17 protein-coding genes, 6 pseudogenes and 1 riboswitch are annotated in these 21673 nt (G+C 55.3%); of the genes and pseudogenes, 20 read left to right on the top strand and 3 right to left on the bottom strand.

Features of this window, described 5'->3' with window-relative positions; all coding sequences use genetic code 11:
• Positions 1 to 162: 162 nt before the first annotated feature.
• Entirely contained in the window at positions 163 to 618 is a 456-nt protein-coding gene (locus ACVWYU_RS16385) for an Hsp20 family protein (protein ID WP_457373159.1), read from the bottom strand.
• A 193-nt stretch (positions 619 to 811) separates the two neighbouring features.
• On the opposite strand from ACVWYU_RS16385, the pseudogene ACVWYU_RS16380 reads away from it, so the two are divergent.
• A pseudogene (locus ACVWYU_RS16380) lies at positions 812 to 943 on the top strand (amidohydrolase family protein); the annotation flags it as partial.
• Positions 944 to 1264: 321 nt separating this feature from the next.
• Here ACVWYU_RS16380 and ACVWYU_RS16375 read toward each other — a convergent pair.
• A pseudogene (locus ACVWYU_RS16375) lies at positions 1265 to 1549 on the bottom strand (IS66 family transposase); the annotation flags it as partial.
• A gap of 119 nt (positions 1550 to 1668) precedes the next feature.
• Here ACVWYU_RS16375 and ACVWYU_RS16370 point away from each other — a divergent pair.
• The 12 genes and pseudogenes from ACVWYU_RS16370 to arsJ all read left to right on the top strand — a co-directional run bounded on the left by ACVWYU_RS16370 (position 1669) and on the right by arsJ (position 12553).
• Complete coding sequence (locus ACVWYU_RS16370; RefSeq protein ID WP_457373158.1) at positions 1669 to 1980, top strand: hypothetical protein; 312 nt, start codon at positions 1669 to 1671, stop codon at positions 1978 to 1980.
• Positions 1981 to 2152: 172 nt separating this feature from the next.
• Positions 2153 to 4371 (top strand): annotated as a pseudogene (locus ACVWYU_RS16365) (EAL domain-containing protein).
• Positions 4372 to 4417: 46 nt separating this feature from the next.
• A pseudogene (locus tag ACVWYU_RS16360) lies at positions 4418 to 4747 on the top strand (PAS domain-containing protein); the annotation flags it as partial.
• Positions 4721 to 5995, top strand: coding sequence for a methyl-accepting chemotaxis protein (locus ACVWYU_RS16355; RefSeq protein WP_457373188.1), 1275 nt, complete (start codon positions 4721 to 4723; stop codon positions 5993 to 5995). The pseudogene ACVWYU_RS16360 and the gene ACVWYU_RS16355, both read left to right, overlap by 27 nt.
• A 727-nt stretch (positions 5996 to 6722) precedes the next feature.
• Positions 6723 to 7079, top strand: a complete 357-nt coding sequence (locus tag ACVWYU_RS16350) for an arsenate reductase ArsC (protein ID WP_457373157.1) — start codon at positions 6723 to 6725, stop codon at positions 7077 to 7079.
• An 8-nt stretch (positions 7080 to 7087) separates the two neighbouring features.
• Positions 7088 to 7444 carry a metalloregulator ArsR/SmtB family transcription factor gene (locus ACVWYU_RS16345; protein ID WP_457373156.1) on the top strand — a complete coding sequence of 119 codons (357 nt, stop codon included), beginning with the start codon at positions 7088 to 7090 and terminating at the stop codon, positions 7442 to 7444.
• Between the two features lie 45 nt (positions 7445 to 7489).
• Complete coding sequence (locus ACVWYU_RS16340) at positions 7490 to 7960, top strand: arsenate reductase ArsC (protein ID WP_457373155.1); 471 nt, start codon at positions 7490 to 7492, stop codon at positions 7958 to 7960.
• A gap of 16 nt (positions 7961 to 7976) precedes the next feature.
• A complete protein-coding gene (arsB, locus tag ACVWYU_RS16335; RefSeq protein ID WP_457373154.1) occupies positions 7977 to 9038 on the top strand; it encodes an ACR3 family arsenite efflux transporter in 1062 nt (353 codons plus the stop codon).
• Between the two features lie 4 nt (positions 9039 to 9042).
• Positions 9043 to 9745: pseudogene (arsH, locus tag ACVWYU_RS16330) on the top strand (arsenical resistance protein ArsH).
• 13 nt (positions 9746 to 9758) lie between these two features.
• Entirely contained in the window at positions 9759 to 10265 is a 507-nt protein-coding gene (locus tag ACVWYU_RS16325; RefSeq protein WP_457373153.1) for a cyclin-dependent kinase inhibitor 3 family protein, read from the top strand.
• Between the two features lie 35 nt (positions 10266 to 10300).
• The gene (locus ACVWYU_RS16320) at positions 10301 to 11305 is read left to right on the top strand and encodes an ArsJ-associated glyceraldehyde-3-phosphate dehydrogenase (protein WP_457373152.1); all 1005 of its coding nucleotides are present in this window, start codon (positions 10301 to 10303) and stop codon (positions 11303 to 11305) included.
• A gap of 12 nt (positions 11306 to 11317) precedes the next feature.
• The gene (arsJ, locus tag ACVWYU_RS16315; protein WP_457373151.1) at positions 11318 to 12553 is read left to right on the top strand and encodes an organoarsenical effux MFS transporter ArsJ; all 1236 of its coding nucleotides are present in this window, start codon (positions 11318 to 11320) and stop codon (positions 12551 to 12553) included.
• Positions 12554 to 12615: 62 nt separating this feature from the next.
• Here arsJ and ACVWYU_RS16310 read toward each other — a convergent pair whose 3' ends face one another.
• On the bottom strand, positions 12616 to 13692 hold the full coding sequence (locus ACVWYU_RS16310) for an ArsO family NAD(P)H-dependent flavin-containing monooxygenase (RefSeq protein ID WP_457373150.1): 1077 nt from the start codon (positions 13690 to 13692) through the stop codon (positions 12616 to 12618).
• A 177-nt stretch (positions 13693 to 13869) separates the two neighbouring features.
• Positions 13870 to 13931, top strand: a riboswitch (Fluoride riboswitch).
• 142 nt (positions 13932 to 14073) lie between these two features.
• Here ACVWYU_RS16310 and crcB point away from each other — a divergent pair.
• The 7 genes and pseudogenes from crcB to ACVWYU_RS16275 all read left to right on the top strand — a co-directional run bounded on the left by crcB (position 14074) and on the right by ACVWYU_RS16275 (position 21648).
• Positions 14074 to 14441 (top strand): annotated as a pseudogene (crcB, locus tag ACVWYU_RS16305) (fluoride efflux transporter CrcB).
• A 10-nt stretch (positions 14442 to 14451) separates the two neighbouring features.
• Positions 14452 to 14775 carry a DUF190 domain-containing protein gene (locus ACVWYU_RS16300; protein WP_457373149.1) on the top strand — a complete coding sequence of 108 codons (324 nt, stop codon included), beginning with the start codon at positions 14452 to 14454 and terminating at the stop codon, positions 14773 to 14775.
• Between the two features lie 1601 nt (positions 14776 to 16376).
• A complete protein-coding gene (locus ACVWYU_RS16295; protein WP_102675000.1) occupies positions 16377 to 16865 on the top strand; it encodes an Lrp/AsnC family transcriptional regulator in 489 nt (162 codons plus the stop codon).
• 135 nt (positions 16866 to 17000) lie between these two features.
• Positions 17001 to 17540: a peptidylprolyl isomerase gene (locus ACVWYU_RS16290; protein ID WP_457373148.1), complete on the top strand. Its 540-nt coding sequence runs from the start codon at positions 17001 to 17003 to the stop codon at positions 17538 to 17540.
• Complete coding sequence (locus ACVWYU_RS16285; RefSeq protein WP_457373147.1) at positions 17540 to 19312, top strand: aminopeptidase P family protein; 1773 nt, start codon at positions 17540 to 17542, stop codon at positions 19310 to 19312. The genes ACVWYU_RS16290 and ACVWYU_RS16285 overlap by 1 nt, the downstream gene beginning before the upstream one ends.
• Before the next feature lie 160 nt (positions 19313 to 19472).
• Positions 19473 to 20762: a purine-cytosine permease family protein gene (locus ACVWYU_RS16280; RefSeq protein WP_457373146.1), complete on the top strand. Its 1290-nt coding sequence runs from the start codon at positions 19473 to 19475 to the stop codon at positions 20760 to 20762.
• Between the two features lie 172 nt (positions 20763 to 20934).
• On the top strand, positions 20935 to 21648 hold the full coding sequence (locus ACVWYU_RS16275) for a TorF family putative porin (RefSeq protein ID WP_457373145.1): 714 nt from the start codon (positions 20935 to 20937) through the stop codon (positions 21646 to 21648).
• Positions 21649 to 21673 lie beyond the last annotated feature (25 nt).

Here is a 21673-nt window from a genome sequence, read left to right as displayed (position 1 = left end):
TAGACCTCCACTCGTAAGCCACGCCAAGTGAAAATTTACAAAAACCTCACACCGGCGAGGTCGAAGAGACCAAAGGTGACAACCGCCCTTGAGGTGGCGCCCTGAAGACGAGCAATTTGGTCGCAAAAAAAGGCGCTCCGAAGAGCGCCTCGTTTGCTGCTATCAATTGAGTTGTTTCAGATCAGACTTACCCGAGCCATCAATGTTGATGCGCCGGGGTTTGGCTTCCTCTGGTACAACCCGCAGCAGATCTATAGTCAACAGTCCATTGGATAGCGATGCATTTTGAACCTCAATGTGATCCGCTAAACGGAAAGACAGTCGAAATGCACGTTGCGCGATTCCCTGATGAAGATAAATAGCTTCCTTATCGTTATCTCGCTTGCCGCCAGCGATGGTCAAAACCTCCTTCTCAACCTGAATGTCCAGATCTTCCTCTCTCAGGCCCGCCGCCGCTATGACGATTCGATAGTGATCTTCGCCATGCTTCTCGACGTTATGAGGTGGATAGGTAGTCGAGGCCGCCTCGCTGTGAAGCGCGGATTCGAAAAGGTCGTTGAAACGATCGAAGCCTACGGACTGACGGAACAGTGGGGCTAACGAAAAGGTAGTAGCCATTGCTAAATCTCCTGAGTTTTCTCCAAGTGATTTATGCCGCGACCCGGTTTCGGCATCGCGTACAAAAATATATAGCGACGTCAGAAAAACGATTCAAGAACAGTCAAAATGATTTTTTGTTCTCAAATGTCAGGGCCGCTAAAAAGGTTGTTTATATGCGTATGGTTATTCAGAAAGTGAGTCGCCAGCCGAGGATTTACCGAAACTGATTCGTCAACTGATGCCGTTCGGTATCAAACTCGTCATCGATCACTTAGGTCATCCGGATGCGCGTTTGAGCGTTGATCAACCAGGCTTTCCCGAGATGCTGGAGTTGGGGCTTAGCACCTCTACTACCCGAGTCGTAGACAGACCAAGCCTGCATTCGCCTTCTGCTCGACTAGCTCCGATCCGTTACGTAGCGCTTTCTGGAGTGGTTGGAAAGTGAACTGGGGCATCGGTGGCGAGTCTTCTTATCGTACATGGGTAGGTTTCATTGAATCGTTGAGTACATCCCGGCCAGATTGAGTCTTTGCCTGAGATCTAAAACAGAGCGACTGTCTGCCGGGTAATGGCAGACAGTACTGGCAGGGTCAGGGGCTACATACTGAAGCGATTGACCAGAGTGTTAAGATTTGCGGCCAAGCGAGCCAGCTCTTCACTGGCCACGATCGTGGCCCGGTGTGAGCACGCCAATTGGCGTGGACTCGACATGAATTTTAAGGCCGCTCATGACAGGGCGCTCAAGGGTGCTGATCAGAGGTCTGAGCAATTGATTGCTCTGGCCAACCCAGTCGGCCAGGGTTGATCGCTGCAAATCCATGCCCTCACGGGCGTAGATCTCGGACTACCGATACAACGGCAAGTGATCGACAAATTTGGAAACCGGCGCATAGACAAACAACCTCGGGCCACCAAGGCCTCGGCCTATCGGGCGACTCGGCGCTGGGACATGATAACGAGCGATCAACAACACGTATCCATAGGATCGGTTTTAACATTGATTTGCATCAATAAAACGCCACGGACGGTGTTGTAAACAGCGCATCAACCTTTTGGGGATGCAGTTTGATGAACAAGTCCAACCAGACAACCCGAATTATCTGCAACGACCTAGAATTAGCCGATCAATTACGCCAATTGTTGGTTCATATAGCACCAGATTGCGAGGTGTTGAGTGCTCCGAGTAATTGTAGTGCCGAGCCGTTTTGCCGCTGGCTCGGTGAAGCACAATTGGGGGCAGCTGGACTGATACATGCTGCGTTGTTGGATGCTACCGAGGTTTTGGAGCAGACTCGACACGCCTTCAAATCTCGCGAACTGGGGCTGCTACGGCGGCGCTTGGTTACATTGATGGATAGATTGTCAGACAATCAGAAATGATGTAAATATGCCATCAGTAGGTTCCGTCCAATGCGGCGGGAACCGGCTTTGCCGAGCAGGATAATAGGCCTGAAAGACGAAGCGCCGAGACAGCAGTTCTTGACCAGAACTCGTTGTCACGGCGTTTTTTTTGTCAGCAGAAAGGAATCTTTACAAACACCGAGGTGTGCGGATGAAGGTGAAAAAAGATCTGGAGGAGTTACTCAGGCGTATCCGTCTCGATGACGAGGAGATTGTCGAACGCTTTCGCTTTCTCGACTGGAGTGCCGAAGATGCCGAAAGACTCCATGCAGCAGCTCAGCACATGGCCCCAGCTCAGAAGGCTTTCGTCGATCATTTGTACCGTCACCTAGCGAAATTCTCCACGCCGTCTGCGTTACTTCGTGCGCCGGAGGTCACCGAACGTTTGAAGCACAGCCAGGCCGAGTATTACCAGTGTTTGTGGGGCGGCCCCTACAATGACACCTACGTCAACGGCCGCCTGCGCATCGGTGTGATTCACCAACAAGTCGGCTTGGAGTTGAAGTGGTATCTCGGCAGCTACCGTCTATACCTCGACGACATGCTTAAAAGCGTGTTCGGCGACAGCCAAAACGCCGCTCTCTATTCAAGTCTGTTGAAGGCGGTGTTCTTCGACATGACCTTAGCCATCGATACCTACAGTGCGGCCCAGCACAAGGCTCTGGAGGATAGTGAGGCTCGCTTCGCCCGTGCGTTACGCGGTGCCAACGACGGAATTTGGGATTGGCATGTCGATCAGGATCGACTGTACGTTTCGGAACGCTGGGCCAGCATGCTCTGCCTCAGCCGCGATAGCATCGGCGATAGCAGTGCCAGTTGGTTCGGTCGCGTGCATCCCGACGACCTACCGGATTTTCGCCAGGCCATCGATGCCCACATACAAGGGCAGACGTCTTCAGTCCACCACGAGTACCGCATCCGCCAAAACAACGGTGGCTATATCTGGGTACTGGTGCGAGGGGTCGCGGAAGTCACGACATCAGGCCAGCTACGCATGGCTGGCTCACAGTCCGATATCAGTGCACGCAAGGACGCCGAGCAACGCCTCAAACATGCCGCCCACCATGACCCGCTGACCGGCCTGGCCAACCGTATGCGCCTTGATGAGCAAATGCAGAAAACCTTCATGAAACAGCGCAAGGGGGGGCCCACGAGGCGCTGCTGTTCATCGACCTCGACCGCTTCAAGTTGATCAACGATAGCCTTGGTCACAACGTCGGTGATCGCGTGCTGGTAGAAGTGGCACAGCGCTTGAGAGGCGCTCTGCGCCCCAGCGATCAGTTATTCCGCTTCGGCGGAGATGAATTCATCGTATTGCTTCATGATCTCACCTGCGACCGCGACGCCGAGCAAATATCCCAACGCATTCTCGACAACCTTCATCAACCGCTGCACATGGACGGTCGTACCCTGGTGGTCAGTGCCAGCATCGGCATCGCCCCATTGCATGATAAGGGCAAAGCGCTGGATGTCTTGCAGGCCGCCGACCTTGCCCTCTACAGAGCCAAGTCTGCCGGCAAGGCGCGGTTCGCCCACTACAGCGAAGCGTTGCAAGATACCGCACAGCACCATCTGGAACTGGAGTCCGCTCTGGGTCAGGCGCTGCAACACAATGAGTTCGAACTGCATTACCAACCGATCTATCGTCTTGACCAGGGGGCGCCCCTCATGTCTGGGGTCGAAGCGCTGTTACGGTGGCGCCACGGCGAACGCTTGATCCCACCAGTGGAGTTCATCCCGGCGCTGGAAGAGTCGGGGGAAATTATCCGCGTCGGCGAATGGGTATTGCGCCAGGCCTGCCAACAGACCCGGCTCTGGCAATTGGCTGGACATGACCATTTGCGCTGTTCGGTGAACATTTCCAGCCTCCAGTTGCAACAAGCCGACTTCACCCTCCGGCTGATCGACATCCTGCAAGAAAGCGGCCTGCGACCTGCCAGCCTAATCCTGGAAATTACTGAAAGCCAACTGATGCATGACGACCTGGACACATTGGCCTGTCTGAACGAATTGGCCAGCCTTGGCGTGTTGTTGGCGCTGGACGATTTTGGCACCGGTTACTCCTCGCTTGGTTATCTCACACGCTTTCCATTGCACATCCTCAAGCTGGATAAAAGTTTCATCGGCGGCATCCCGTGCGACAACAAACAGAGCGCGATCAGCCAGGCGATCATCGGCCTCGGCTGTAGTCTTGGCCTGGAAGTCGTGGCGGAGGGCATCGAGAGCCCGGCACAACTCAACTTTGTAGTCAGTGAAGGCTGCCACTACGCCCAAGGCTATTGGTTTAGCCGACCACGACCTGTTGCGCAGATGCAACGGTTGTTCAGCGGAGAAGACTGTTTCGAGGGGCTTGGGTGTCCATTGCTGTAAGCACGGTAGGCACCCAGCGGTTATCCATCAGCTCAGGAGGCGAACTATGAAAATCAATCTTCCAGTCAGTGGTCGTGCTGTCGAGTTCAGCGTCAATGCGAACATTCTTTCAACAACCAATCCCAAGGGCGCCATCACATACGTCAATCCGGATTTCATCAACATCAGCGGTTTCAGTGAGGCCGAGTTGCTTGGGGTCAATCACAATATCGTGCGTCACCCGGATATGCCGCCAGAAGCCTTCGCACACCTGTGGCAGACCCTCAAGGCCGGACGCTCGTGGATGGGCCTTGTAAAAAATCGCTGTAAGAATGGTGACCACTACTGGGTTAGCGCCTACGCCACGCCGATGCAGCGCAATGGTGAAATAATGGAATACCAATCGGTTCGCACGCGCCCACCGAAAGCGCTGGTAGACGCCGCCGAACTTCTCTATGCACAGCTGCGCAGCGGTAAAAAAACACACTGCCTGCGTCCGTCACGACTGTCCGTCGGCATGCGCTTAGCACTAGCTAGCACTGGACTAAACCTACTCGGCTTTACCGCCTTAGGCTTGGTGGGGGCCCTCTCTTGGAACCATGCAGCCATCGCTGCACCGCTATTCAGCCTTTTGCTCGGCGGCCTGCTGTGCTCCAGCCTGCGCCCCCTCGACGCCCTTGCCCGAAAGGCTAAAAATATCGCCGATAACCCGCTAAGCCAAATGTTATACAGCGGCCGCCGCGATCAATTTGGACAGATCGATTTCACCCTGCAAATGCTCGAAGCTGAGACGCGGGCAGTCGTCGGCCGCATTGCCGACTCGGCCCGTCAGTTGAACAAAGAAGCCGAAGAGCTCGTCGCCGCAGTGGACAACAACAACTGCGCGACCCTACAACAGCAAGGGGAAACTGCCCAGGTGGCCAGCGCCATAACCCAGATGGCCGGCAGTGTGCAGGAAGTGGCGCGCAACGCTCAGCTCTCCGCCAGCGCCGCGAGCTTGGCCAATCAAGAAACCGATCGAGGTCGACAACTGGTCGAGCAAACCTGCCAGCACATCGATAGCCTCGCCAGCGAGGTGCAACAGACCGGCGCGGTGATTTACCAATTGGAACAACATAGCCAAGAAATCAACCGCGTACTTGAGGTAATCCAAAGCATCGCCGAACAGACAAACCTCCTCGCCCTCAATGCCGCTATCGAGGCTGCTCGGGCCGGCGAGGCTGGGCGCGGTTTCGCCGTGGTCGCCGACGAGGTGCGCGCGCTGGCTTCGCGCACCCAGCAATCCACCGCAGAAATCCAGGGAACCATCGATACCTTACGGCGCTCCACTGGTGATGCCGTGGTCGCGATGCAACGCAGCCACAGCAAGGCCGAAGCCAGTGTCGAACAGGCACTGTTTGCCGCCCGGGCGCTTGATGAAATCACCCAGCGAGTCGGTGAAATAAGCGACATGAGTGTGCAAATAGCCGCCGCCGTAGAAGAGCAGAGCGCGGTGGGTGATAGTATCCAGTGCAACCTGAAAGGTATCAGTCAAGCCACCCAAAGTAACGTGCTTGCCAGTAGCCAGAGCCGCACGACTGCTGCCCATGTCGCCAAACTGGCCGAGCGCCTTCAACTGCTAGCGGCGCAATTCTGGGGACGTTAACGTAATGAAAGACGGGTTCGAGTTGACTGATAACCACCCACCGCAAAGACAGCTAGGACTGGATAGCCAAGTGTTGATGTTTTCCCGTCACTAGCTCTGAGTGGTGTCTATCTGCGCTATACGACCTGTGGCTACGGACATAAAAGCCAGTGATGCTAACTGGACTTTCCTCCATGAGAACAGCTTGTTGGCGCCGACGCCGAATTGATCCAGTTACTGAAATGCCACTGACCCAGTTTGATACCTAGCGAACCATTTCCTGTGCTGGATTTCTGCCGATTTGGGTTGGGTCAGTCTTGCGTCGACACGCAGGTCAATTCGGCGTTGGCGCCAACAGTATTGCCGATCAACGGCAATGCAAAGCTCGGGTCAAGGGAGACGCAATGCGCATGAGCGGAGAGCACTATGGGTCAGTTTGTACATGCAAAGGTTCGTGACTGGGTGAGCTGCAGAAGGCCCTGAAGTCGCCACGATGACGGATTAATTCAGAAATATGGATATGTGGATTTTTAAATGTATGCCGAAAGAAGACAGGCAAAGCACCGTTATGATGCCTCTAGGTATCGGCCTAGGTGGATGAGTAGGCCAGGTGGTATCGGCATCGGATCTCTTTCTTTACTGAATATGCGAATTTACGTATATTCGAAAAACCATATGCAGATAGAGACTTGGCGATGACCGACAAGACCCGCGTACTGTTTGTGTGGCTAACGCTGCCAGCTCGTAATTGGCTGAAGCACTTTTGCGGCACACTGATTCCGAACAATTCGACGCCTTCAGTGCAGGTACTGTGCCCGGAGAGATCAACCCCCTTACCTTAGAGGCACTTCAGCACCTGGGTGTGAGTACCGAAGTGTTGTACAGCAAGTCTATCGATGAGTTTGCGGGCGAGCGTTTCGATTACGTCATCACGTTGTGCGATAAATCGTCTTTGGAATGTCATTCCCTTCCAGGGGCCGGAGAGGTGCTGGCCTGGAACTTTGAAGATCCGGAGACCAGCACCAGGCACGATGCATTCCGTTACACCCTTCACGAGATCCATGAGCGCATCAAGATGTTCGTGTTGGTGAAAACTAAACGTTGAGATCCCCTATGGCTGACCATCTGACACCGACCACCGTATTCAAATGCTTGGCTGACGAAACTCGCGTTCGTCTGATGTTGCTCATCACCCGTGAGCAAGAGCTGTGCGTTTGTGAACTGACCTGCGCACTCGATGAGAGCCAACCGAAAATTTCCCGGCACCTGGCGCAACTACGCAGTTGCGGTTTGCTGGAGGATCGTCGGCAAGGTCAATGGGTGTATTACCGCCTGCATCCCAGCTTGCCGGACTGGGTGATTGCCGTACTGAAAACCACATTGGACGCCAACCAGCACTGGCTTAGTCCAGACGCCAAACGCCTCGACGTGATGGGTAATCGCCCACAGCGCCTGGCCGCTTGTTGCTGAGTTAACGCCTGCCTAAGAAACGCTGGGCCTTAACGAGATAGCCTGATGAAGATTCTGTTTCTCTGCACTGCCAACAGCTGCCGCAGCATTCTTTGTGAAGCCATGTTCAATCACTTGGCTCCGACGGATATGCACGCCTACAGCGCTGGCAGCCAGCCGAAGGGTGAAGTGCATCCGCTGAGTCTGAAAACGTTGGATAAGGCTGAAATCTCGCCCGCAGGGCTCTACAGCAAGTCCAGTGATGTCTACGAGAACCTGGCGCCTGATTTCGTCATCACGGTGTGTGACAAGGCTGCCGGCGAAGCCTGCCCGGTGTTTTTCGGGCCGGCCACCAAGGCCCATTGGGGCTTGGCAGACCCTTCGGAATATCAAGGGACTCAAGAAGAGATCAAGGCGGCTTTCGAAGCCACTCTGGAGCAGATCAGAACCCGAATCGAAGCCTTCCTGGCTTTACCGCTCAAGCAGTTAAGTGCCGAACAACTCAAGGCCGAGCTGGCCATGATCGGCACTCTCTGACACTGGAGACATGACGATGAGTAAAAGCCGTCTTTCTTTTTTGGATCGCTATCTGACGGTCTGGATCTTTCTCGCCATGGTGATTGGTGTCAGCTTGGGTGGCCTGTTCGAGGGACTGCCGGCCTGGCTTAACAGCCTTTCGGTGGGTTCGACTAATATCCCGATAGCCATCGGCCTGATCGTGATGATGTATCCGCCGCTGGCCAAGGTGAAATACGAAGAGCTCCACGAGGTGTTCAAGGACAAGCGCCTTCTCGCACTGTCGCTGATCCAGAACTGGGTGATTGGCCCAGTGCTGATGTTCATACTGGCCATCGTGTTTCTCGCCGACAAGCCGGAGTACATGACCGGGCTGATCCTCATCGGTTTGGCTCGCTGCATCGCCATGGTGCTGGTGTGGAATCAGATCGCGGGCGGCAACAACCAATACGTCGCTGGGTTGGTGGCCTTCAACAGCATCTTCCAGATCCTGTTCTTCAGCGTGTATGCATGGATCTTCCTTGGTCTGCTGCCGCCATTGTTCGGTCTCCAGGGCAGCGTGATTGATACCAACTTTGTCAGTATCGCCGAGTCCGTGCTGATCTACCTGGGCATCCCATTCCTGGCTGGTTTCCTTACGCGCAAGATCCTCATCAGTCGCAAAGGCGAGACCTGGTACAGCCAACGCTTCATTCCGCGCATCAGTCCTCTGACGCTGGTCGCGCTGCTGCTGACCATCGTGGCGATGTTCAGCCTCAAGGGCGACATGGTGCTGCAACTGCCGCTGGATGTGCTGCGTATCGCTATCCCGATGACCATCTACTTCGTGGTGATGTTCTTCATCAGCTTTTGGATGGGCAAGCTGCTCCGCGCTGACTATGCACGCACTACCGCGCTGGCCTTTACCGCTGCCAGCAACAACTTCGAGCTGGCCATAGCCGTGGCCATCGCGACTTTCGGCCTCGCCTCGCCGGTGGCCTTCGCTACTGTAATTGGCCCGCTGGTGGAAGTGCCGGTGCTGATCTCCCTGGTTGGCGTGGCCCTCTGGCTCAAACGCCGCTGGTTCGATCATCCGAAGGGCGCCCTCGCTGAGGAGTAAATTTATGACTGAAGAAATGATCCCCAATCTTGATGCCGAACTGGTCGATCTGCCGACCCTCGATAAGCTCGGAAGTGCGTTGTCGGCCACGCACAAGCCGCGAATCCTGCTGCTCTACGGCTCGACTCGCGAGCGTTCGTTCAGCCGCCTGCTGACCGAAGAAGCTGCGCGTTTGTTGGAGCACTTCGGCGCAGAAACACGCATCTTCAATCCATCGGAGCTGCCGTTGCCAGATGACGTGCCGGACAGCCATCCCAAAGTGCAAGAGCTACGTGAACTGGTGCTCTGGTCAGAAGGTCAAGTCTGGTGCTCCCCCGAGCGCCACGGTTCGATGAGCGCAGTGTTCAAGGCGCAGATCGACTGGATTCCTTTGACCATGGGCGCGGTGCGCCCAACCCAGGGTAAGACGCTTGCGGTAATGCAGGTCTGTGGTGGCTCGCAATCCTTCAACGTGGTCAACCAGCTGCGTGTGCTGGGTCGTTGGATGCGAATGTTCACCATTCCCAACCAGTCCTCGGTGCCGAAGGCCTACCTGGAGTTCGATGAAGCCCTCTGCATTCTACGACCGTGTCATGGACGTGATGGAAGAGCTGGTGAAATTCACTTTGCTGCTGCGTGAGCGGCAGGACTATCTGGTCGACCGCTATTCCGAACGTAAGGAATCGGCGGAAGAACTCTTCAAACGCGTTAATCAACGCTCTATCTGAAGGACGTCTGATCGTGCACCAACATCCGTACTCCGTGCTTGCCACGACAGCTGTGCAAGGCCAACTGATCTTCACGCCTTGCCCAGGCACCAAAGACGTGTCGGTCGCTGAGGCGCTGGGCACTTTGAAGGCAGCAGGTGCTTCGGCCTTGCTAACGTTGATGCCCACCGAAGAGTTGAGCCAGAACGAAGTAGGGAATCTGTCAGAGCAATGCCAACAGCAAGGCATCGAGTGGTTTCACCTGCCCGTGGAAGACGACCAAGCACCTGCTGAGTCGTTCCAGGCTGCTTGGGAAGCCAATCGTGAGCGGATCAAGCAATTGCTAACTGAAGGCAAGAATATTGCCATTCACTGCAAGGGTGGCTCGGGTCGTACCGGATTGATTGCAGCGCAACTGCTAATTGAATGCGGAGTGCCGTTCCGCGAGGCGTTAGGCGAAGTGCAAGCGCTGCGTCCGCGTGCGATTCAGCACCCCGCACATATCGACTACATCAGCCAATTCGACATCGCGAAGTCGTAATTGCCCACAGACAGCAGCCCCAAGAGAGCAAAAGCATGAGCATCAAAGTAGGTATCAACGGTTTTGGTCGCATCGGTCGTCTCGCCTTGCGTGCAGCCTGGGACTGGCCAGAGTTCGAGTTCGTGCAAATCAACGACCCGGCAGGCGATGCAGTAACCCATGCGCACCTGATCAACTTCGACTCTGTGCATGGTCGTTGGAACAACGAAGCCAGCGCAGAAGGCGATCATGTAGTGATTGGCGGCAAGCGCATCAAGGTCACCGCGAACAAAGCGATTGCCGACACCGACTGGTCGGGTTGCGATCTGGTGATCGAAGCCAGCGGCAAGATGAAGACTGTGGCGGTGTTTCAGGCCTACCTGGATCAAGGCGTTAAGCGTGTGGTGGTCTGTGCGCCGGTCAAGGAGCAAGGTGCCTTGAACGTGGTGATGGGCGTTAACCAGCACCTGTTCGACCCGGCGCAGCACCGTATTGTGACCGCTGCCTCCTGCACCACCAATTGCCTGGCCCCGGTGGTCAAAGTGATCCACGAGAATCTGGGCATTCGCCACGGCTCGGTTACCACAATTCACGACCTGACCAACACCCAGAGCATCCTGGATCAGCCGCACAAGGATCTGCGCCGCGCCCGCGCTTCAGGCATGAGCCTCATCCCAACCAGCACCGGCTCGGCCACCGCCATTGCGGAAATCTTCCCCGAACTGCGTGGCCGCTTGAATGGTCACGCGGTGCGCGTACCGCTGGCCAACGCCTCGCTTACCGATTGCGTGTTCGAAGTGGAGCGCGCCACCTCGGTGGAGGAAGTGAATGCGTTGCTCAAGGCGGCGGCAGAAGGCCCGTTGAAAAATATCCTCGGCTATGAAGAGCGCCCATTGGTGTCCATCGACTACCGCACCGACCCGCGCTCATCGATCATCGATGCACTGTCGACGATGGTGATCAATGGCACTCAAGTGAAGATCTATGCCTGGTATGACAACGAATGGGGTTACGCCAACCGTGCTGTTGAGCTGGCCAAACTGGTCGGCATGGCCGATTAACAGGGAGAGATCATGAACGAGTTGTCAGCCCTTTCCCCGCAAGTGCGCCAGTACCTGTTAGTGACCGGCAATTACTGGGCTTTTACTCTCACCGACGGCGCCTTGCGCATGTTGGTGGTGTTGCACTTCCATGCATTGGGCTACAGCCCGTTAAAGATTGCGTTCCTGTTTCTGTTCTATGAAATCTTCGGAGTCATCACCAATCTGGTCGGCGGTTACTTGGGTGCCCGTCTAGGTCTGAATCGCACCATGAACATTGGTTTGGGACTCCAAGTGGCAGCCTTGTTGATGCTGACTGTGCCCGCCGCTTGGCTGACCATACCTTGGGTAATGGGGGCTCAGGCGTTGTCGGGCATTGCCAAAGACCTCAACAAGATGAGCGCCAAGAGTTCGATCAAACTCCTGGTGCCCGACAACCAACAAGGCACCCTCTATCAATGGGTGGCAATTCTCACCGGCTCGAAGAACGCGCTCAAAGGCGTGGGTTTCTTCCTGGGCGGTGCGCTGCTGGCATTGCAGGGCTTTACGGTTGCCGTGCTAGCGATGGCCGCGACTCTGGCGTTGATCTGGATAGCCAGCCTGTTCCTGTTGAAGAAGGATCTGGGCAAAGCCAAGGCCAAACCGAAGTTTCGCGACATTCTCTCCAAGAGCTGGGCAATCAACAGCCTTTCGGCGGCGCGGATGTTCCTGTTCGGCGCCCGCGATGTCTGGTTTGTGGTGGCCCTGCCGGTGTACCTAAGCAGCGTGTTCGGCTGGGACTTCTGGAAGGTTGGCGGCTTCCTGGCGGCCTGGGTGATTGGTTACGGCATCGTGCAGTCCTTCGCACCGAACATCACCGGCAAGAGGCGAGGGCGCGTACCGGATGGTCGAGCGGCGTTTCTGTGGGCACTGGCGTTGGCGGGGCTGCCTGCGGCAATCGCGCTCGGTCTCTCGGCTGGTTGGTCGCCTCACTTTGTGCTGCTGGGTGGGTTGATGGTGTTCGGCGCGCTGTTCGCGGTGAACTCTTCTCTGCACAGCTATCTCATCGTCTCGTATGCCAAAGAAGACGGGGTATCGCTGGACGTGGGTTTCTACTATATGTCCAACGCCCTGGGCCGACTGCTCGGCACCGTGCTGTCCGGCTGGATTTATCAGAGTTACGGATTGGAGACTTGTTTGTGGGTTTCCTCGGTCTTCGTGCTGCTGGCCGCTGTAATTTCTATCGCCTTACCCAGGCATACCGAGGCGATTTTAAACCGTCAGACATGACGGAGTGAACCTCTGCGCGCTGCGCGCCGTGGGGTATATACCAAGGCTGGCTGCAGTCTGCTTCAGGCGGACTGATCGGCGAGAAAGGCCACGATCTCACTGACGGTGCTGCGTGCTGTGCGTGTTACACCGATCAGCGTGGCGGAAGCCGAACCTGTCCACTCACCATAGCCAACCAGCCATAGTCTTGGTTCTTGGATCGAGTGAGTTCCTTTGACCTCAACACGACCTTCAGTGTCGATCACCCCCAGCGTATCCAGATGCTGAAGTGCAGGCCTGAACCCGGTACACCAGATCACCACATCCACTGCAGATTCAGATCCATTGGCCCATATCACACCGTCGCGAGTGAAGCGTTCAAAGGGGCGCACAGATTTGAGAATTTCACGCTCACGGGCTTCTACAACTGGCGGCACCATGACAATGTCTCCCAACCCGCCAACTGGCTGGTCAATGACACGCCCCTCTTGCTGGGCCTTCAAGCGCTGAGTGGCGCGCTCGAACAGTACCCGTCCATCCACATCGTCAGGCAAAAAGACCGGTTCAGTCGCTGTTACCCAAGTGGTCTCGGCGACCTTGGAGACTTCTGCCAAAATCTGCGCCCCTGAATTACCGCCACCCACCACCAAAACCTTCTTGCCAGCAAACGTTTGTGCTTCGACATAGTTCGCGGAGTGCAATTGCCGACCGGTGAATAACTCGGCATTAGGGTAGTGAGGGATATACGGATTGCTCCAGGTGCCGGTGGCGCTGATTACAACCCTGGCATCCCAATACCTGTCGTCAGAACGTACTCGTAAGCCAGACGCTCTGCGTTCCACCGAAGTGACCCGAACCGGGCGTTCCACCGGAAATTGGTAGCGCAGTTCATATTGGTTGAGATAGTCGATTACATGATTTCGCGTTGGATACCCCTCCTGCGCAGGAGGCATCATCCAGCCGGGGATCGAACTCCAGGTGGACGGGGAGAATAAACGCAGCGAGTTCCAGCCATGCCGCCAGGCACCACCGGGCTCTTCCTCTGCGTCGAGGATGACGAACGAAAGTTGAGTTCGGCGAAGGAAATACGCTACCGCCAAGGCTGACTGCCCCCCACCGATAATGACTACATCTAGTTGGTCACTGGCGGAATGAGTCATGGTGGAAACCTTAAGTCGATGCTGGGCGGTAGCCAGTATAGCGACCCACGTTTGAATCCAACTGATCTAGCTCATAGGTTGAGGATGCTGATCGACATTGATTGAATGCTTCGAAAGACTGCTTATCAGATTCCCGACCTCGTAGCGGCTTGAATGTCTGTCCGCCGTTGCTATAGGATGAAACGAGGAGATGGCATTCCTCCTTTAACCGCCTTTGTGCTGATGATGCCTACGTGAACCCTGGACAGGGTGCGTAGGTGTTTCTCCCTGTCTTCCAATTTAGGACAGGATCATGACTTCCATTCCCTTATCAGCTCCCTCTCTCCGCTTGCGGTTATCAGCACCTCCTCGGCTTTATCGGCCCAAAGGAGACCTTCAACCATGCTGAAATCACTATTAGTTATCGCCATCGGCGCATCGCTTGGCGCCTGGGTATGAAGCTCAACGCACTGTTCCCGACAATTCCCCCAGGCACTGTGGCCGCCAATATGATCGAGGGTTACATCATTGGCCTAGCCATCGCGTTCTTGGCCGCATCCCCCTCCCTAAGCCTTGAATGGCGCCTGCTGATCATCACGGGTTTCTGTGGGGGCCTTACTACCTTTTCCACTTTTTCCGCCGAAACAGTTGCCTTGATTCAGGAAGGCAGACTTCTGTGGGCGCTCGGTTCGATTTCGTTACACGTCGTGAGCTCGATGGCGATGACGGCTGCCGGGCTTCTGTCCTATCAAATGATTGGTACACGCTGAGGAGATGAACATGAACGGTTATCTAGTGATTTTCTTTACCCAGCAGAACCGTCGTTATCAGGGAAAGATGCTGGGCGAATGGATCGTCGACGTCGCTAAAGAGATGGGGTTGCGCGGCGCGACCCTCTGCACAGGAATCGAAGGATTTGGGCACACAGGGAAATTGCACTCATCGCACTTTTTTGAGCTGGCGGATCAACTGACGGAAATTCGAATGGCTATTACCGAGGATGAATCCGAAAGGTTATTCAAGCGATTGGAGGTTGAGGAAATCTCTGTGTTTTACATAAAGACCCCAATCGAGATGGGCACCGTTGGCAAAAAGGCCAACTAGCCGGGCCCCATCCTAGACCTTCGGAGATACGAATATGGGCTATGCAGACATCCCAGCTGGTAACGCAATCCCCGATTCACCTTTACGGGGAGGGCCGGCTGAGCAGTAGGCGGCGTGAGGATGCATTTTTCTTGTAGTCGCTGCTTCGGGCCTACGGCCCGGCTGAGTCAGTTGAATGACTTCGAAGGCACTGAGTAGCGACGGTAGTGTGGTGCTGTCATCGATCAAACCGTCCCAACATTATGAGCAACTGCTCGTCGTATCTCGGCAAATTAAACACCATTCAAGAACCTGCTGAGACGAAGGATTAGAGATGGAATGTACTTTCACCCTCGCGTACCAATTCCCCGTTGTAGATCTTATCGAGAACCATTCCAAGGTCGCTTGTGCTTGTCATCGGAAACTGATGGCGAAGATTTGCTGTGGTGGCTCATAGCCGGTAGTGAGGAGGTGCTTGGAGAGGGCGTCAAAATGATTTCGAGATTTGTTGTTGTCCCTGCAATACCAACAGAAACGGGATCAATGCGTAACGGAGCGCGCTTTTATTGTGAGACTGCACCCATAGGTTTCAACAACGAAGAGAAGCTACGCTTGGCGACTACCTACCAGTCCCGAGAAGAAGCCGAGACTGAGTGACAGCAACTGAATCTGGAGCGCCTTCAAAACGTACTGACGGATCGAGAATCCATGACCGCGCGATAGGGCATTTTCACTCTTAAGAAGGTATCAAGTGCTTGGCATTTCGAGGCAAGTGGATCAGATGCTCAGGGACGTACGACCTACACCATTTTGACGCGGATGTTCAGCATTTAATGTCGAGCAAACAGTCTCTGCCTCTGTCCTGACCTTGAAGACTCCATGTTTGCTAGCTGATCCTCCCTCTACAAGATCAACGACTCTGTATCGCTTGCTGCCATCATCTAGTGTGGTGGTCTCGATCACTCTGAATCTAGGGTGCATGGTTGCTTTCCGTGCATGACATTGGTTGCTTAGAAGTACCGGCAAAACAAGACGATTTCAAGAACGGGGCGGGCTTAAGCTGAGTCAATTTATGACGGTGCAGCATGCTTCTCATCGTATGAATCAGGGTTTGGTAGTAGGTGTCGTGATGAGCCATTTTCCTATAGTCGACGCTTCGGGCCAGCAGGGCCCGGCTATCGCATCTTCGGGTAGGGCCTTGCCGACCAGAAGGCATGTCTTATTGATTCAGCAGAGGTGCCAGCAAAGCAGACATACCTCGCCAGTGCGAACCCTCCCTACAAGTACCGGTAAAAGGAGGCGACTTCGAGATCGGGACGGGCTTAAGCTGAGTCAATTTATGACGGTGCATCATGCCTCTTATCGCATGAAGCACGGTTTGGCAGTTGGTGCCGCTATCATGCGTACACGTCATCGCCGTTTTGCTAGTGGGTTTGCCGCTTTCCATTTCCCGATTGAACGTATTACGCAGTAAGGCTAGGCGCTTACGCGAGGAGTCGACTACCCGCCAAAGCGAGGGATGTAAAGTTCGGGCTATCCAGATTGCTAGCCTCATGTCAGTCTCGTGGCACAAGTTTTTTCGCTAGACCCTAGGGTTTATCGTTGATTGGTGCAGAGGCAACATGAAAAAAGTGAAGTTGGATCGTATCAACCGAGCAATCCTCGAAAATCTGCAAAGCAATGCTCGGATAAGCAACCTGGAACTGGCCGAGAAAATCAATCTCTCCCCCAGCGCCTGCCTCCAGAGAACCAAGGCGCTGGAGGATGCCGGTTACATTCGCGCCTACATGGCGTCGATCGACATCGATGCGATCTGTATCAATGTCATGGCCTATGTCATGTTCAGCTTGCGCGATCACGCGGGGCATCTACGTGTTCAGTTCGAACGCTTCATCGCCAAACGGCGCGAGCTGGTCGATTGCCTGAAAGTCGATGGAGAGTTCGACTACATTGCCTTGGCCACTTGTTCGACCGTTACCGATTTCAACACTCTCTGTGAGCAGCTGTTGGATGAAAACCCCAACATCCTGAAAATTAGCAGCAACATCATTCTCGACAAAACCAAGTGGTTTGCCGGCTATCCGCTAGAGAATCTGATTTGGCGGGAGTGACGGCGAGCGACCTGCACAATCTGCGGTAAATGCCCGCGCATCCCGCAGCAAGTGCAATGCACACTGGCGATCTCAATCTTTTGCATCGCCGTGTTTGCGGACAATGGTTGTTTTATCCTAAGGGAAAGAACAGCCATGTTTGCATCTGCGTACGTTACCCTGGAAACGGCACTGGGGGCCTTCACACTTGAGCTGTTTGGCCAGCAAGCACCGTTGACCACTGCGAATTTTCTGGCTTACGTGGACAGTGGTCGCTATGAAGGCAGCAGCATTTTTCGCATCGTCGATCCGTCCAATCAGCAACCGGAAGATCCTGTTCGCATCAGTGTGGTGCACGGGGGCACGCGCCCCCTGGCAGCCAATAATTTGCCCATGATCGAACTCGAAAGCACTCTGCAGACCGGCTTGAGCCATCGACATGGCACAGTGTCGTTGGGGCGTGACGAGGCAAATAGTGCCGAGGGTGATTTTTTCATCTGCATCGGCGATCAGCCGCACTTCGATCATGGCGGCGCTCGCCATCCGGATGGCTTGGGCTTTGCGGCGTTCGGGCAGGTCTGTGCGGGCATGGAGGTGGTCGAGGCGATTTGGAGCTGTGCCGGGCCGCAGGAATATCTGCCGCCCGAGGCTGAGATTGCCATCGTGCGCGCCTATCGTCAGCGGCGAGGTGTGTGATGGGGCGCTCTGCGAATGTAAGGGCGGTGATGGCAGCACGTCGATACGATGCGTTTTTGCTTCCCCGCAGCGATGCCTACCTTAATGAAGACCTGGCCCCCGCCGACGAAGCCTTGCACTGGCTCACCGGTTTCAGTGGCAGCGTAGGGGTGGCGGTGCTGACACAAGAATGCGCGGCGCTGCTTGTCGATGGTCGTTATACCGAGCAAGCCCGCCAGGAATGTGCTCAGTTCGATACCTTGATGTTGGACGATAGCAGCCTGTTCAGTTGGCTGCGCGGGCAGCTGAAACCCGGTGCGACCATCGCATGCGATTCAAGGCTGCACAGCGTTGATGAGTGCGCGCGCTGGCAGGACATGGCGACGGAATTGGGCTTTAACTGGCACGAGTCTCTGGACAATCCGGTACTCGAATGTTGGCGCAATCGCCCGACGGCGCCGAACAGCCCAGTGCTTGCCTGGGGGCTGCAACATGCGGGTATGGCTGCGCAAGACAAGCTCGAACACCTCGCTGCCAGCTTGGGGACTTCACAGTGCGATGCCTTGTGGCTGCCGGCGCCAGATATGTTGGCGTGGCTGTTGAACGTGCGTGGTCAGGATATCGATATCGCACCATTGCCGTTCAGCAGCGCCCTGCTGTACGCCGACGGTCGACTTGACTGGTTCATCGACATCGACCGCCTGCAACTACCCCAGGGCTGGCTGCCCGTTGCGGTGACTGTGCGTCCACCCCAATGGCTCGATCAGGCCATCGCAGAACTATATGGCCAGCGGGTATGGATTGATCGTCGAATGTGCACTGCGGCTATTTATCGTCAGTTCAAGTCCGCCGGTTGTATCTTTTATGAGGCGCAAAATCCTCTGCTATTACAGCGGGCCTGCAAGCAGTCCGCCGAGTTGCGTGGCAGTCGTGAAGCGCATCGTTTAGATGGGCTCGCCTTGTGTCGGTTTATGTATGAGTTCCACTGCCGCTGCGGCCGTTTTCTCGGGCAAAGCGAATTGTCGGTTGTCGAATCTCTGGAGGGCTGGCGTACTCGGCATCCCGACTATAGAGGCGCGAGTTTCGAGACCATTGCGGCCACCGGTGCCAACGGTGCCCAGCCCCATTACTTACCAAAGCCAGGGCGGGCGGCAAAGCTCAAGCACGGCGAGCTGTTGCTGATCGATTCCGGTGGTCAATACCCTCAGGGCACCACCGACGTGACCCGGGTGCTGGCTTGCAGTCCCCCTACCGCACGCCAGCGTTACCTCTACACAACTGTGCTGCGTGCCCATATTGCACTGGCCAGCTGTTTGTTCCCCGTGGGCACCAGTGGTCAGCAACTGGATAGCGTTGCGCGGCAAGTGATGTGGCGAGAAGGGCTGGACTACGATCATGGCACCGGACACGGGGTTGGCAGTTATCTGCATGTGCACGAGGGGCCCCACAGAATTGCCCCCCACGCCAGCTCGGTGCCACTACAAGCGGGAATGGTGACCTCGATCGAGCCGGGGGTTTATCTGTCCGGTGAGTTGGGGATCCGCATCGAGAACCTCTATGAAGTAGTTGAGGTCGAGGCGCATCCGGGGTTCCTAAAATTCCAGGCCCTTACCTTGGCGCCGTTTGCTATTGAACTGATAGACCGTGGTCTGCTGAGTCCGGCCGAAATTCAGTGGCTCGATGAGTACCATTGGACTGTTCGGGTGTCATTGGTGGCCTCACTGGAACCAGACGTCGCAGCATGGTTGCTGCGGCAAACGCTACCGAACAACATGCAGTTTCGTACTGAATAACCGTTGATTGTTTTTCCTGGCCCCTGCAAAAGCGCAGTTAGATTTCAGTAGGGCTGACATCATGTTTCCAGCGTTCGCGAGCGCCTCAAAACAATTCTAATAGTCGGTTTGCCTCCCACTTCATAGTGGGAGAGCAGGCGTTGCCAGTATAGAGGCGAGCATGAACAGTTCAGAAAGTGTGATTCCCGACGGGTACGATCGTAGGCCCGTGCCTCAGTCCGAAACGGTTTCCGGAACCGGGCTAGCGCTGATTACTTTTGGGATAGGGATGACCTTGCCGGTGTTCTGGTTGGGTGCAGATGTGACTCAGAAAGTCGGATTCTCGACTGCCTCGCTGATTTTTGTCGGGGTATGTGCGGTGCTCGGCTTGCTGTGTGCATTGACCGCAATGGTCGGTGTGCGGACAAGGCTAAGTACCTACATGGTTCTGCAGTTTTCCTTTGGCCGCCATGGCGCCAAGCTGATCAACCTGACCATGGCTGTAACCTTGCTGGGGTTCTATGCCGCCACGGCGGATATCTTTGGCAGCACAGTGGCCAGCGCGCTGCAAAGTTCCTGGGGCATTGTCACGCCGGCGTGGGTGCACTGCGTCTGGGGGAGCATCCTGATGACGTTGATGGCCATTTATGGATTGCGCGGTCTGGATCGGCTGTCGATTTATTCGGTGCCGCTTATGGCACTGTTCATGCTGTTTGCATTGTACCTGGGCTTCCAGCGTGCAGCGCCGGGCCAGTTGGGCGTGTTTGCGGGCTCTGGGGACAGCCTGGCACTGGCCATCGCCAGCACCATTGGCATGGTGATTTTGACACCGGTATTGATGCCTGATTTCACTCGTTATGCACGTACTGAAAAAGATGCCTTGATCGCCATTCTTGGAATGGCCGCAGGTTTTCCGTTTGTGCTAATCGTCGGTGGCTTGTTGTCGATCATTACCGGCCAGAGTGAAATCATGCTGATCATGGCTAGCTTGGGCGTACTGTTGCCGGCCTTGGCGGTACTTGTGTTCTCCACCTGGATCACCAACACCGCGAACTTGTATTCCGCGACGCTCACGCTGGCAACCGTCAGTCGTACCGCGAGCTGGAAGCTGACAGTGGGCGGGAGCGTCCTGGCAACCGGACTGGCCGTAGGTGGGTTCATGACGCATTTCCTCGATTTCGTCATGGCCTTGAGCATCGTGATCCCACCATTGGCGAGTATCTACGTCACGGACTTCTTTGTGGTACGCCAACAACGCTATGACGTCGACGCACTGAAACAGTCCTCCGCATTTGGCTGGCCGGCACTGGTCAGTTGGACATTGGCCAGCGCAGTCGCCTGGATGACCTCTTTCGAAGGCTGGACACTGACATCACAACCCACATTGGACTCACTACTGGTCGCCTTCGTCGCGTACCTAGTGCTCCACCGATTGAACCCGGTTTCTAAAGTAGTGCCGTCGCACTCGTAATACCGATAACTCCCTACCCAATGCGTTGACCCGGGGATTTACCCGGAGGGCGAAGCCATGCCCGTTTTTAGAAAAACGAACACTGCAAGCGTGTGTTCGATGGGGCTGGCTCGTCTTTTTTCTGCCAACCGCAACGCCCATAAAAAGCTTTAGACGTTCAGGAGCTGTTTCAATGAACATCATTCGACTCATCATTATTGCCGCGCTCGGATTCAGTTGCGCAGCCCAGGCACAAGTTTCCAGCACGCTGGCCTTGACCTCTGAATACCAGACTCGCGGTATCGGATACTCCGGCAACAAACCAGCGCTGAGCATAAGTCTCGACTGGGCCGGAGAGAGTGGGGCATTTGTTGGGACTTGGGTTTCCAGCACCGACAGCTACAAAAGCGGTGATCCCTACGATGATGGTGCAAACATTGAGGTCGATTTCTACGGGGGCTACAACGGCCAACTGGAAAACGGATTGCGCTACGGCGTGATCGGGTATTACTACTATTTCCCGTCGACAAACTACAACATCGACTACCCGGAAATCGGATTCAGTCTCGGCTACGGCAACTTCAATACCTATTACTACTACTCCAATGACCTGATCAGTTCGTCCCAAGCATCGCGATATGCGGCGGCTGATTACACCTTCAATCTGCCATTAGCTGTCGATCTGACGTTCATGGCCGGACACTCCTGGGGCGAATACTTTCGCGATCCTGATGTTACCGGTGGCCACGAATACACCAACTGGGAGGTCTCGCTTAAACGTAGCTTCGGCCCGATCAACACAAAACTCAGCTGGGTCGATACCGACCTGTCCGGTCGATTTCACAACAGTGGCGAATACCTGCGTAATGACGGCCGCCTAATTTTTAGCGTTTCCCACACTTTTTGATAAAACAGCCGGCGGCTTTGCGGCT

The organism is Pseudomonas sp. TE12234 (assembly GCF_054061835.1).
The sequence above is the reverse complement of the archived record's forward strand: the minus strand, read 5'-3'. Positions and strand labels throughout refer to the sequence as shown.